Raw genomic sequence first — 13,712 nt, 5'->3', positions numbered from 1 at the left:
GGGCGGTATTCCTTATGGCAGCCCGTTACAGAGGCTCGTCACTGCGGTTCGGCGATCACGTTCTGGACCTGCTCGCCGAGCCCCTCGATACCCAGGCGCATCCGCTGGCCGGGCTGCAGATAGACCGGCGGCGTCTGGCCCATACCGACCCCGGGCGGGGTGCCGGTGGAGATGACGTCGCCCGGCTGCAGGCTCATGAAGCGGCTCAGGTAGCTGATCAGGAAGGGAATGCGATAGACCATGGTATGGGTGCTGCCGTCCTGGTAGCGATGGCCGTCCACCTCGAGCCAGAGATCGAGCTCATGGGGATCGCGGATTTCGTCCGGCGTCACCAACCAGGGGCCGAGCGGGCCGAAGGTGTCGCAGCCCTTGCCCTTGTCCCAGGTGCCGCTGCGTTCGAGCTGGAACTCCCGCTCGGAGACATCGTTGACCACGCAGTAACCCGCTACATGCTCCATGGCATCGGCCTCGTCCACGTAGCGCGCGCTCTTGCCGATCACCACGCCGAGTTCCACTTCCCAGTCGGTCTTGCGCGAGTCGCGGGGGATGATGACGTCGTCGTTGGGGCCGCAGATGGCGCTGGTCCACTTGGCGAAGACCACCGGCTCCGGCGGCACCTCGGCGCCGGTCTCGGCGGCATGGTCGGAGTAGTTGAGGCCGATACAGATGAACTTGCCTACGCGGCCCACACAGGGCCCGAGACGGGTGTCGGCAGCTACCGCCGGCAGCCGGGAGGGGTCGAGCTCGGCCAGCCGGGCCAGGGTGTCGCGCCCCAGATGGGCGCCGTCGAGGTCGGTCAGGTGGGCCGAAAGGTCGCGGATCACGCCCTCTGCGTCGAGTAGCCCGGGCTTCTCGTGGCCCCGGGGGCCGAAGCGCAGCAGTTTCATCGAGTTCTCCTCCGATCAGATGAGCCAGCCGCCGTCGATGACCTGAGCGGTGCCGGTGGTATAGGCCGATTCGTCGGCGGCCAGATAGGTGGCCAGGGCAGCGATCTCCTCGGCCGTGCCGAGTCGCCCCAGGGGTTGGCGGGCGAGAAATTCGGCGTATACCTCGGCCTCGGGGCGCCCTTGGCGTTCGGCCTGCTCGCGGATGCGCTGGCGCAGGGAAGGGGAGTCCACCGTGCCGGGGCAGATGGCGTTGCAGCGGATACCGCGGTCGATGTAGTCGGAGGCGATCGATTTGGTCAGGCCGAGCACCGCGGCCTTGGTGGTGCCGTAGGCGCAGCGGTTGGGCACGCCGGTGAGGCTGGAGGCCACCGAGGCCATGTTGATGATGCTGCCGCCACCGCTCGCGATCATGGTCGGCAGCAGGGTGCGGGTCAGGCGCAGCATGGCGGTGACGTTGAGGGCCAGCGAGCGCTCCCAGTCGGTATCGGTGACCTCCAGCAGCGCGCCGCTGGCGACGTAGCCGGCGCAGTTGAAGAGCACGTCCAGCGAGGTTAGCTCGTTGCCCAGGGCCGCGACGGCCTCGGCATCGAGTACGTCCAGGCGGCGCGCCTCGACGCCGGGCGTATCTTCGAGGTCGCGCAGCTTGCCGGCATCGATGTCGGTGGCGATGACCCGAGCGCCCTCGGCGGCGAAGCGCAGGGCCGTGGCACGACCGATGCCCTGGCCGGCGGCGGTGATCAGCGCGGTCTTGTGCTGCAGTCGCATGGTACCCATACCTGTATGATAGGCTGCTAGCCTGATGTTCGGTTAAGTATGGCGCAGTTGAAACGGCTTGCCAACCGGAAGGCAGTGACATGAAAAAGGCGGCCCGAAGGCCGCCAAAGGTTTCAGAGAAATAGGTGAGATGGAAACGCCGAACAAATCGGCGAGCGAGATGAAGCGCAAGGCGCACGGAGCACAGGAACCGGAGCATATGGGGTATATGTGAGGATTCCGAGCACCGCGCAACGCAGCGATTCGCTCGCGTAGGCATTTGTTACATTTCGCGCTTGCCGTCTACTAGGCGCGATACGCCCCAGGGGTTGCCGTCGCGCAGCGGCTCGGGCAAGAGCCCTTGCGGCAGCGCCTGGTAGCACACCGGGCGCAGGAAGCGGAAGATCGCCGCGCTGCCCACCGAGGTGGTGCGTGCGTCGGAGGTGGCCGGGAAGGGGCCGCCGTGAACCATGGCGTGACACACCTCGACCCCGGTAGGCCAGCCGTTGGCGAGTATCCGCCCCGCCTTGCGTTCGAGGATCGGCAGCAGCTGTTTCGCCGCGTTGAGATCGCCGTCGTCCATCTGCAGGGTGGCGGTGAGCTGGCCTTCGAGCTGCGAGGCAACCTGGCGCATCTCGCTCGTGTCGGCGCACTCGATCACCAGCGAGGTGGCACCGAATACCTCTTCCTGCAGCTCAGGCTCGGCGAGGAAGTCCTGGGCGGTGGTGACGAACAGCCCCGCCTGACAGGCATGGGCGGTCTCGCCCACCTGACCGCGGGCCGCTTCCCTGACTTTTATGTTCGATGCCAGTCGGTCCACGCCCTGCTCGTAGGCGCTGTGAATGCCCGGGGTGAGCATGGTCTGACCGGCGCTCTGCTTAACGGCGGCGCCTGCGGCCTCGACGAAGGCGGAAAGCTCGGCGCCCTTCACGCCGATCACCAGACCGGGGTTGGTGCAGAACTGCCCGGCGCCCATGTTGAGCGAGGCGACGAAGCCCTCGGCGAGCTGGGCGCCGCGCGCCTTGAGCGCCTCGGGTAGCAGGAACACCGGGTTGATCGAGCTCATCTCGGCGTAGACCGGGATCGGCTGGGGGCGGGACTGGGCGGTCTTCATCAAGGCGGTGCCGCCGGCACGGGAGCCGGTGAAGCCGACGGCTTGAATGCGCGGATCGGCCACCAGGGCCTGGCCCACCTCGCGGCCCGAACCGAACAGCAGCGAGAACACCCCTTCGGGCAGGTTGCTCTTCTCCACCGCCCGCTGCACCGCACGGCCCACCAGCTCCGAGGTGCCGGGGTGGGCGGAGTGCGCCTTGACGATCACCGGGCAGCCGGCAGCGAGTGCCGAGGCGGTATCGCCGCCGGCCACGGAGAAGGCCAGCGGGAAGTTGGAGGCGCCGAACACGGCCACCGGGCCCAGCGGAATGTGGCGCTGGCGCAGGTCGGCACGGGGCAGCGGCTGACGCTCGGGCAGGGCCGGATCGAGACGCAGGTCGAGCCACTCGCCGGCGCGTACCACCGAGGCGAACAGGCGCAGCTGGCCGCAGGTACGGCCGCGTTCGCCCTTGAGGCGGGCGCGGGGCAGGCCGGTCTCGGCCATGGCGCGCTCGATCAGTTCGTCGCCGATGGCCTCGATCTCGCCAGCCACGGCTTCGAGGAACGCCGCACGCGCGTCGAGGGTCGTTTCGCGATAGACACCGAACGCCGCTTCGGCCAGGGCACAGGCGCGCTCCACCTCGGCTTCACTGCCGCCATGATAGATGGGATCGAGCGGTGCTCCGGTCGCAGGATTGACGGCGCGAATCTCGCCGCGGCTGCCGGTGACGGCCGTGCGGCCGATCAGGGATGTGCCTTGCAGTGTCATGGGAGCTCCTTGCGCGGGCATGCAACGAATCGCTGGTGATGGTATGTCGTGCTACCTGTCATACAAGCCTACCGTAGACGATGCCGTCGCGTCGATCCAGTGCGCCGCGGGCGCTGCATGGCAGTGTTCGGGGTCGGGTTGACGGACATCGCCGCCGAGTCGGCTGCTTTGCCGCTGAGGAGGCTCAGCGGTTCATGGCGTTTCCCCTCGCTACGCTGTTTCGTTGACCAGGCTGAGCGGACGCTTGCCTTCCAGCGCCAGGATGATGTTGTCCACCGCGCGCTGGGCCATGGCGTCGCGGGTTTCGTGAGTTGCCGAACCCACGTGCGGTAGGGCCACCACGTTGACCATGTGCGGCAGCGGCGACTCCGGCGAGAGCGGCTCCTGTTCGAAGACGTCGAGCCCGGCGGCATGGATCTCGCCCGTTTCCAGCGCTGCGATCAGCGCCGCTTCGTCGACCACCTTGCCGCGGGCGATGTTGACGAAGATCGCCGAGGGCTTCATCAGCCCGAACTCGCGCCTGCCGATCAGATGCGTAGTCTCCGCCGTCAGTGGCACGGTGACGCAGACGAAGTCGGCCTGGGCCAGCAGCTCGTCCAGTTCGCAGCGCACGGCACCCAGCTCCTGCTCCAGTGCGGGCTTGGGCGAGGAGCAGGCGTAGAGCACCCGCATGCCGAAGCCCAGGGCGCCGCGGCGGGCCACGCCGGCACCGATGCGGCCGAAGCCGACCATGCCCAGCGTCTTGCCGTGTACGTCGGTGCCGAAGTGGGGCTCGCCGATGCTGGCCGTCCAGTCGCCGCGCTTGACCAGATCGGCCAGCTCGATGGCGCGCCTGGCGGTCGCCATGATCAGCAGAAAGCCGGTGTCGGCGGTGGTCTCGGTGAGCACGTCGGGCGTGTTGCAGAGCAAAATGCCGCGCCGGGTCAGCGCCTCGACGGGGTAATTGTCGTAGCCCACCGAGATGGTGGCGACGGCCTCCAATTGAGGCGCCAGGTCGAGCAGCTCCGGCGTGATGACGAGGCTGGAGCCGACCAGCCCGTGCGCCTGCCCCAGGGCCTGGCGAAAGTCGGGGTCGTCGGTACTCTTCAAGGCCTCGAAGTAATCGACGTGGAAACGTTGGCGAAGCTGATCGAGGTGGATCGGTTTGAGGCGGGTGTAGGCGACGATGCGTTTTGTCATTGTGTTCGCTCTGTCTTCGCTCTGTTTTCGCTCTGGGGGGGGCGGGCGGGGCAGACTCAGCCTAGTCAATGCGCCAGTACTGGGCAAATACGACGCCCACCCATCCATTTTGCGACATATGCGCTTGCCGTTACTGGCATACTTTCTGCGTCTGGACGATGTTAAGCATATCTGTGAGCGACAAATTGCTATACCTTTGCCAGACAGATTTGCCTGAAAGCGACACCCAGACCCTGACGAGTTGAATGCCGATACAACCTATAACGATTCACGGCATTGGAGTATGAAACATGTCCACGATGCCCCCGGCTTCGGCCTCCCCGGCTCACGCCCTGCGCAAGACACCCATGCCCCAAACGCTGGGTTTTCTGCTGCTGGAAAACTTTACCTTGTTCTCTCTGGCCTCGGCCATCGAGCCGCTGCGCATGGCCAATCAACTGGCCGGTCGCGAGCTGTATCGCTGGTTCACGCTGAGCGTGGACGGCGGGCCGATCTCGGCCAGCGATGGCCTGCGGGTCACGCCGGATGGCGCCATCACCATGCCGCTGGCGCTGGACATGATCATCGTCTGCGGCGGCGTGGGACCATCCCGTACCGTGCAGCGCGAGCACGTCGTCTGGCTGCAGTCCCAGGCGCGCCTGTCGCGCCGACTGGGCGGCATCTGCACAGGCAGCTGGGCACTGGCCAAGGCCGGGCTGTTGGACGGCTACGAGACCAGCGTGCACTGGGAGTGTCTGGCGGCGATGCGCGAGTCGTTCCCCCGGACGGTGCTGACCACCCGGCTGTTCACCATCGACCGTGACCGCGCCACCGCCTCCGGCGGTACCGCACCGCTCGACATGATGCTGACCCTGATCGAACGCGAACACGGGCGCGAACTTTCGGCGGGCATTTCCGAAATGTTCATCTGCGACCGCGTGCGCGGCGAGAACGACCATCAGCGCGTGCCACTCAAGCACGTGCTGGGCACCACCCAGCCCAAGCTGCTGGAAATCGTGGCGCTGATGGAAGCCAACCTGGAGGAGCCCATCGAGCTCGCCGAGCTGGCCGACTACGTCGACGTCTCGCGCCGCCAGCTCGAGCGGCTGTTCCAGAAGTACCTGCACTGCTCGCCGTCGCGTTACTACCTCAAGCTGCGCCTCACCCGGGCCCGCCAACTGCTCAAGCAGACCTCGATGCCGATCATCGAGGTGGCCTCGGCCTGCGGCTTCGTCTCCACGCCCCACTTCTCCAAGTGCTATCGGGAATTCTTCGGCCTGCCGCCGCGTGAGGAGCGGCTGGGCATGAGCCCGCTGCGCCAGCCGCCGCTGCCTGAACCGCCGGCCGAGAGCCTGCTGCTGCAGCCGGTCAGCCTCGAGCCCGTGTCGGAGCAACCGATCTCGGCGGCGCTGGTGGCGCTCGACAATGCCCGCGGCGAGCCCACTTACGCCAGCGTGCGCCTGGACCACTGAGCCCGGCGGCTCGCGGCCAGGGCGCCGTGGGCCGTTTCCCCACTTCTCTTGTCGATTGCTTCCCTCTCCCGCCCGGCGCGGGAGAGGCATTTACGTGACCGGTTTCCGCCCTCTCAGCGGAAGGCGGCAGGAGAGGTGCATTGTGCTGTTCGTCGCAGTCGCGACAGGGGTGACGTTTTTGGAATTATCGCCGTCGCTTCCAGAAGTCGGGACTCACCATGCCAGCGCTATGCTGCCTTCAAGTCAATCCATCCGGAGCACGCCCTCATGACGCCCCAAGACCTGCACGACGATGCCATCGTCATCGACGGCCTGATCATCGCCAAGTGGAACCGCGAACTGTTCGAGGACATGCGTCGCGGCGGACTCACTGCCGCCAACTGCACCGTCTCGGTGTGGGAGGGCTTTCAGGCCACCGTCGACAACATCGTCAAATCGAACCAGCTGATGGCCGAGTGCAGCGACCTGGTACGCCCGGTGCGCACCACCGCCGACATCACCCGGGCCAAGGAAGAGGGCAAGACCGGCATCATCTACGGTTTCCAGAACGCCCACGCCTTCGAGGATCAGATCGGCTACGTCGAGATCTTCAAGCAACTCGGCGTCGGCATCGTGCAGATGTGCTACAACACCCAGAACCTGGTGGGCACCGGCTGCTACGAGCGCGACGGGGGGCTCTCCGGCTTCGGTCGTGAGATCGTCGCCGAGATGAACCGCGTCGGCATCATGTGCGACCTCTCCCACGTCGGTTCGAAGACCTCCGAAGAGGTGATTCTCGAATCGAAGAAGCCGGTCTGCTACTCCCACTGCCTGCCGTCCGGGCTCAAGGAGCACCCGCGCAACAAGTCCGACGAGGAGCTGCGCTTCATCGCCGAGCACGGCGGCTTCGTCGGCGTGACCATGTTCACCCCCTTCCTGCGCGCCGGGATCGACGCCACTGTCGACGACTACGTCGAGGCCATCGAGTACGTGATGAACATCGTCGGCGAGGATGCCATCGGCATCGGCACCGACTTCACCCAGGGCCACGGCAAGGACTTCTTCGAGTGGCTGACCCACGACAAGGGCTACGCCCGTCGCCTGACCAGCTTCGGCAAGATCATCAATCCCGAGGGCATCCGCACCATCGGTGAGTTCCCCAACCTGACCGAAGCCTTGCTGCGCCGCGGCTTCAGCGAGACCCAGGTTCGCAAGATCATGGGCGAAAACTGGGTACGCATATTGAAAGAGGTATGGGGTTCTTAACCGGCCCTCGGGCCTATTGCGCTTGCGATTACTGCGTTGCGAAGTCGTTCGAAATGCTCATGGACAACAGTCCACTCCGCTTTCTCTCGACTTCGCGCCTTGTTCTCGCTGCGCTCATGACGGCCCGGACTTATTCGTGAACCAAATTACCAGCGCTTAGAACAACGATTTCGAGGATCAAGACCGTGACCAAGATGGCCCCTGAGCTTCCCATCGAGGTGGATAGCGAAACCGGCGTGTGGACCACCGACGCCCTGCCGATGCTGTACGTACCGCGGCACTTCTTTATCAACAACCACACGGCCGTCGCCGAAGCGCTGGGTGTGGATAAGTATGCCGAGATTCTCTACCGCGCCGGCTACAAGAGCGCCTGGCACTGGTGCGAGAAGGAGGCCGAATTGCACGGCCTGGAAGGCGTCGACGTGTTCGAGCACTACATGCTGCGTCTCTCCCAGCGCGGCTGGGGCAAGTTCGTCACCGAGGCCATCGACCTCGATGCCGGTACCGCCCGCGTGCGCCTGGAGCACAGCGCCTTCGTCTATCAGCTCGGCAAGACGGGGCAGAAGGAGGAGTACATGTTCACCGGCTGGTTCGCCGGCGCCATGGACCAAATCCTCGCCGCCCGTGGCAGTGCCCTGCGCACCGTCGCCGAACAGACCCAGAGCGCCGCCGAGCCCGGCTGCGAGGTAGGCATCTTCACCGTTCAGCCGTTGGCCGACGCCCAGGGTTGAGGAGGTTTCCATGGCATTCGACGCGATCTTCGAGCCGATCCAGATCGGCAAGCTGACCATCCGCAATCGCGTGGTCAGCACCGCCCACGCCGAGGTGCATGCCACCGACGGCGGCATGACCACCGAGCGCTATGTCAAGTACTACGAGGAGAAGGCCAAGGGCGGCTGTGGCCTGTGCATCTGTGGCGGCTCCTCCGTCGTCTCCATCGACAGCCCCCAGGGCTGGTGGAGCTCGGTGAACCTGTCCACTGACCGCATCATCCCGTACTTCCAGAATCTCGCCGATGCCGTGCACAAGCACGGCGGCAAGATCATGATCCAGATCACCCACATGGGGCGTCGCTCGCGTTGGGACGGCTTCGACTGGCCGACTCTGGTGTCGCCCTCCGGCATTCGCGAGCCGGTGCATCGCTCCACCTGCAAGACCATCGAGGAGGAGGAGATCTGGCGCATCATCGGCGACTACGCCCAGGCCGCGCGGCGGGCCAAGGAGGGCGGTCTTGACGGCGTCGAGCTCTCCGCGGTGCACCAGCACCTGATCGACCAGTTCTGGAGTCCGCGGGTCAACAAGCGTACCGACCAGTGGGGCGGCAGCTTCGAGAACCGCATGCGCTTCGGCATGGAGGTGCTCAAGGCGGTGCGTGCCGAGGTGGGCGACGACTTCGTCGTCGGCATGCGCATCTGCGGCGACGAGTTCCATCCGGACGGCCTGACCCACGAGGACATGAAGCAGATCGCCGCCTACTACGACGCCACCGGCCAGGTCGACTTCTTCGGCGTGATCGGCTCCGGCTGCGACACCCACAACACCCTGGCCAACGTCATTCCCAACATGTCCTTCCCGCCGGAGCCCTTCCTGCACCTGGCGGCGGGCATCAAGGAAGTGGTCAAGGTACCGGTGATCCACGCCCAGAACATCAAGGATCCCAACCAGGCCCAGCGTATCCTCGAAGGGGGCTACGTCGACCTGGTGGGCATGACCCGGGCGCACATCGCCGACCCGCACCTGATCGCCAAGATCAAGATGGGCCAGATCGACCAGATCAAGCAGTGCGTAGGCGCCAACTACTGCATCGACCGCCAGTATCAGGGCCTCGACGTGCTGTGCATCCAGAACGCCGCGACCTCGCGGGAGTACATGGGTCTGCCGCACATCATCGAGAAGACCGAGGGGCCGAAGCGCAAGGTGGTAGTGGTGGGCGGTGGCCCCGGCGGCATGGAGGCGGCTCGTGTCGCCGCCGAGCGCGGCCACGACGTGACCCTGTTCGAAGCCGCGGATCAGCTCGGCGGCCAGATCACCATCGCCGCCCAGGCGCCGCAGCGCGACCAGATCGCCGGTATCACCCGCTGGTATCAGCTGGAGCTGGCACGCCTCAAGGTGGACCTGCGCCTCGGCACCCGCGCCGACGAGGCTACCATCGAGGACCTGCGCCCGGACGTCGTGGTACTGGCCACCGGCGGCCAGCCCTTCCTCAGCCAGTACCCGGAGTGGGGCTACTCGGAGAACCCCGAGGAGAGCCTGGTGGTCAGCACCTGGGACGTGCTCTCTGGCAAGGTCGCGCCGGGCAAGAACGTGTTGATCTACGACTCCATCTGCGAGTTCTCCGGCGTTTCGGCGGCGGATTATCTGGCCGACAAGGGAGCCAAGGTCGAGATCGTCACCGACGACATCAAGCCTGGCGCGGCGGTGGGTGGCACCACCTTCCCGACCTATTACCGCAGTCTCTACGAGAAGGAGGTGATCATGACCTCCGACCTGATGCTGCACAAGGTCTACCGCGAGGGCGACGCCCTGGTGGCGGTGCTCGAGAACGAGTACACCGGCGCCATGGAGGAGCGGGTGGTCGATCAGGTGGTGGTGGAGAACGGCGTACGCCCGGACGAAGCGCTCTACTACGCGCTGAAGGAGCGCTCGCGCAACCGCGGCCAGGTGGATCTCGAGGCGCTCTACGCCGCCACGGCGCAGCCCTCTTTGAGTGAGCAGGGCGAGGGTTACCTGCTGTTCCGCCTGGGCGACTGCACCGCGCCGCGCAATACGCATGCGGCAATCTACGACGCCCTGCGGCTATGCAAAGACCTTTGAAAGCTATTGCGCTCGGGTAAGGAGAAAGTGGAGTCGAGTTCCTTCGACAGGACCGCGTCGCGGCGCCTCGGCTCGGGCGAATGCTAAGGGCGCGACGCCGGCTCCCCTTCCCACTCCTGCGTCGAGCCATCATTTCTAGCCTGCGAGGTGAGCGAGATGCTCGAGACCCTGCTGCCAATACTGATCTTCTCCGCCCTGGCGCTGGCCGTGATCGGCGCCGTGCGGCGCATTCGCCTGTGGCGCCAGGGTCGACCCGCTCGGGTCGATCTGCTGCGCGGGCTCGCCGCCATGCCGCGGCGCTACCTGGTCGATCTGCACCATGTGGTGGCACGTGACAAGGTCATGTCCAACACCCACGTGGCCACCGCCGGCGGTTTCGTCGCGGCGGCCGTGCTGATGATCCTGGTACATGGCCTGGGGCTCGGCTCTTCAGAAAGAATGGGGCCAATCCTCGGTGGGCTGCTGCTGCTGGCCAGCGCCGCCATGTTCGTCGGCAGTTTGTTCGTCGCCAAACGGCGGCGCAATCCGCCGGCGCGGCTCTCCAAGGGGCCCTGGATGCGCCTGCCGAAGAGCCTGATGGCGTTCTCGGCGAGCGTGTTCCTGCTCACCCTGCCGACGCTGGGCATTCTACCTGCCGGAACGGGCAGCGTGATCCTCGCTCTGGCGCTGGCCGCGGTGCTGGTGTGGGGCCTTGGCGAAATGTTCTTCGGCATGACCTGGGGCGGGCCGATGAAGCACGCCTTCGCCGGCGCCCTGCATCTGGCCTTCCATCGCCGCCCTGAGCGCTTTTCCACAAAAGGGGGCGAGGGCAACCGCTCCACTGGGCTCAAGGCGCTGAACCTGGACGATTCCAAGGCGCCCCTGGGCGTCGAGACGCCCAGCGACTTCACCTGGAACCAGCTGCTCGGCTTCGATGCCTGCGTGCAGTGCGGACGCTGCGAGGCGATGTGCCCGGCCTTCGCCGCCGGTCAGCCGCTCAATCCCAAGAAGCTGATCCAGGACATGGTCGTCGGCCTGGCCGGCGGCAGCGATGCCCACTATGCCGGCAGTCCTTACCCAGGAAAACCGGTGGGCGAGCATGCCGGCAGTCCCCATGGCCCTATCGTTGCCCGTGAGGGCCAGGCCTTGGTGGATGCCGAGACGCTGTGGTCGTGCACCACCTGCCGTGCCTGCGTCGAGGAGTGCCCGATGATGATCGAGCACGTCGATGCCATCGTCGACATGCGTCGCTTCCTGACCCTGGAGCATGGCAATACCCCGGGCAAGGGCGCCGAGGTGCTCGACAACCTGATCGCCACCGACAATCCCGGCGGCTTCGATCCCGGCTCGCGCATGCATTGGGCGGCGGACCTCAATCTGCCCCTGATGCGCGACCTGGGGCAGGTCGACGTGCTGCTGTGGCTGGGCGACGGGGTCTTCGACATGCGCAATCAGCGTACGCTCAGAGCGCTGGTGAAAGTGCTGCGTGCGGCCGGTGTCGATTTTGCCGTGCTCGGTAACGAGGAGCGCGACAGCGGCGACGTGGCGCGCCGCCTGGGCGACGAGGCGACCTTCCAGTCGCTGGCCAAGCGCAACATCGCAACGCTGTCGCAGTACCGCTTCCAGTGCATCGTCACCTGCGACCCGCACAGTTTCCATGTCCTCAAAAACGAGTACGGCGAGCTGGGCGGTGTGTATGAGGTACGCCACCACAGTACCTACATCGCCGAGCTGTTCGAGGCGGGTCGGCTGCACTTCGCGCCCTGGAAGGGCGGCAGTGTCACCTATCACGACCCCTGCTATCTGGGCCGCTACAACGGCGAATACGAAGCACCGCGCAACGTGCTCAAGGCGCTGGGTATCGACGTGGCCGAGATGCAGCGTTCAGGGTTCCGCTCGCGCTGCTGCGGTGGCGGTGGCGGTGCGCCGATCACCGACATCCCCGGCAAGCAGCGGATTCCCGACATGCGTATGAACGACGTCAAGGAGACCGGCGCCGAGCTGGTGGCGGTAGGCTGTCCGCAGTGCACCGCCATGCTCGAGGGGGTGGTCGATGCCACCGCCGAGGTGCGCGACATCGCCGAGCTGGTGGCCGATGCCCTGGTGGAGCGCCCCGCCGGCTCCGGTGGCGGCAGCGATAGCACCCGCGCCCCGCAGTCTGCCGCCGGTGCCCGCCCGGAGATGAAGGAGGTCACGTCATGAGCGAGATCGTTCGTCGCGATCCGCGCCGTGAGTGGATCGCCCGCAATCGCCTGCATCCCGATCACGAGCGGGTGCTGGCCGAGCTTGGCCAGAGTGCCGGACATGGCATGGCGGCGACGGAGTGGATGGGCCCCAACGGCGTGATCCGCAAGAATCCCCATGCGGTCGGCTTCATCGGACCCAACGGCATCAAGCGCATCGACCGCAGCGGCGTCCAGCAGGCTGCCGCAGCGGGACGTGGCGCCGGTGCCGGTCGCAAGGCCGCTGCCGACGAACGGCGGCAGGTTACCATCGAGGCCCCGGCCTTCCTGGTCGCAGTGGTACCGGACATGCCCGGCGGGCGTCTCTCCAGCCACGACCGCGACCTGCTGGGCCTGGCCCGCCAGCTGGCCGATGCCGATGGTGAGCGGCCGGGTGCCGTGGTGGCAGTGCTCTTTGGCCCTGGCGAGGGCTCCGGCGAGCCTAAAGAGCGTGCTGGTTTTGGTGAAGCCGGCATCGATCGGCTGATCGTGCTGGATGGCGATGATGTCGACGGCTACGCGCCGGAGGCACGCCTGGCGGCACTCACCGCCGTCGACGGCGAGTTTGCCCCGCGTCACTGGCTGTTTCCCGACTCCAAGCTGGGCGGCGCCGACCTGGGACGGCGCCTGTCGGCGCGCCTGGGTGAACGGCCTGCCGCCGGCATCTGGCAGGTCGAACGGGACGCTGCCTGCGCGTTGGGCTGGCGCTGTACCGGACGCGGTGCTGCCGGTACCAGCGATATCCAGCGCGCCCTGCCGCGTGTGGTGCTGGCGCTGGCCGAATGCGCCGAGCCCGTTTCCGAGACCCGCCATGCGGTTCAGCCGCTGGCCTTGTCGCAGCCGCTGCCGCCTCTGCTGGGGCGCATCGAGGATCTGGGGCAGGTGGCCGTCGATCCGGCCGGCGTGGCGCTCTCCGAGGCCGAGTTCATTCTTTCCGCCGGCAACGGCGTCAAGGACTGGGAGGGCTTCCATCAGGCCGCCAAGATATTGGGAGCGACCGAAGGTGCCTCGCGGGTGGCGGTGGACGATGGCTTCATGCCGCGCCATCGTCAGGTGGGCGCTACCGGGACCTGGGTCACTGCACGGGTCTACGTGGCGGTGGGCATCAGCGGTGCCATTCAGCACCTGCAGGGTATCCAGAGCTGCGACAAGGTGGTGGCCATCAACCTCGATCCGGGGTGCGACATGATCAAGCGCGCCGACCTGGCGGTGATTGGCGACTCGGCGAGCATACTCGCGGCGCTGGTCGAGATGGTCCAACGGCAACGAGAGGAGAAGCGCGATGCGGCCTGATGCCCAAGCGCCTGGAGCGCCAAGTACA

General features: G+C 66.4%; 10 protein-coding genes. 6 read left to right on the top strand and 4 right to left on the bottom strand.

The window, feature by feature from the left end:
- Positions 1-38: 38 nt before the first annotated feature.
- The 4 genes from HOP59_RS18620 to HOP59_RS18605 form a co-directional block, all read right to left on the bottom strand.
- Positions 39-887: a fumarylacetoacetate hydrolase family protein gene (locus HOP59_RS18620; RefSeq protein WP_234254920.1), complete on the bottom strand. Its 849-nt coding sequence runs from the start codon at positions 885-887 to the stop codon at positions 39-41.
- 15 nt (positions 888-902) lie between these two features.
- A complete protein-coding gene (locus tag HOP59_RS18615) occupies positions 903-1,652 on the bottom strand; it encodes an SDR family oxidoreductase (protein WP_234254918.1) in 750 nt (249 codons plus the stop codon).
- 271 nt (positions 1,653-1,923) lie between these two features.
- Positions 1,924-3,501 (bottom strand): aldehyde dehydrogenase (NADP(+)), encoded by a 1,578-nt coding sequence (locus HOP59_RS18610; protein WP_234254917.1) that lies wholly within the window; start codon positions 3,499-3,501, stop codon positions 1,924-1,926.
- A gap of 210 nt (positions 3,502-3,711) precedes the next feature.
- Positions 3,712-4,680 (bottom strand): 2-hydroxyacid dehydrogenase, encoded by a 969-nt coding sequence (locus HOP59_RS18605; protein WP_234254915.1) that lies wholly within the window; start codon positions 4,678-4,680, stop codon positions 3,712-3,714.
- 290 nt (positions 4,681-4,970) lie between these two features.
- Here HOP59_RS18605 and gbdR point away from each other — a divergent pair, with 290 nt between their 5' ends.
- The 6 genes from gbdR (at position 4,971) to etfA (ending at position 13,684) form a co-directional block, all read left to right on the top strand.
- Positions 4,971-6,131: a choline metabolism transcriptional regulator GbdR gene (gene gbdR / locus HOP59_RS18600; protein ID WP_010625862.1), complete on the top strand. Its 1,161-nt coding sequence runs from the start codon at positions 4,971-4,973 to the stop codon at positions 6,129-6,131.
- A gap of 267 nt (positions 6,132-6,398) precedes the next feature.
- A complete protein-coding gene (locus tag HOP59_RS18595; RefSeq protein WP_234254913.1) occupies positions 6,399-7,376 on the top strand; it encodes a dipeptidase in 978 nt (325 codons plus the stop codon).
- A gap of 185 nt (positions 7,377-7,561) precedes the next feature.
- Positions 7,562-8,107, top strand: a complete 546-nt coding sequence (locus tag HOP59_RS18590) for a DUF5943 domain-containing protein (RefSeq protein WP_010625860.1) — start codon at positions 7,562-7,564, stop codon at positions 8,105-8,107.
- A gap of 10 nt (positions 8,108-8,117) precedes the next feature.
- Positions 8,118-10,190, top strand: a complete 2,073-nt coding sequence (dgcA, locus tag HOP59_RS18585; RefSeq protein WP_234254911.1) for a dimethylglycine demethylation protein DgcA — start codon at positions 8,118-8,120, stop codon at positions 10,188-10,190.
- A gap of 156 nt (positions 10,191-10,346) precedes the next feature.
- Positions 10,347-12,371 (top strand): (Fe-S)-binding protein, encoded by a 2,025-nt coding sequence (locus HOP59_RS18580; RefSeq protein ID WP_234254908.1) that lies wholly within the window; start codon positions 10,347-10,349, stop codon positions 12,369-12,371.
- Positions 12,368-13,684 (top strand): electron transfer flavoprotein subunit alpha, encoded by a 1,317-nt coding sequence (gene etfA, locus HOP59_RS18575; RefSeq protein ID WP_234254906.1) that lies wholly within the window; start codon positions 12,368-12,370, stop codon positions 13,682-13,684. The genes HOP59_RS18580 and etfA overlap by 4 nt, the downstream gene beginning before the upstream one ends.
- Positions 13,685-13,712 lie beyond the last annotated feature (28 nt).

Origin of the sequence: Billgrantia aerodenitrificans (genome assembly GCF_021404405.1) — a bacterium.
Taxonomy (GTDB): Bacteria; Pseudomonadota; Gammaproteobacteria; order Pseudomonadales; family Halomonadaceae; genus Halomonas; species Halomonas aerodenitrificans.
The sequence above is the reverse complement of the archived record's forward strand: the minus strand, read 5'-3'. Positions and strand labels throughout refer to the sequence as shown.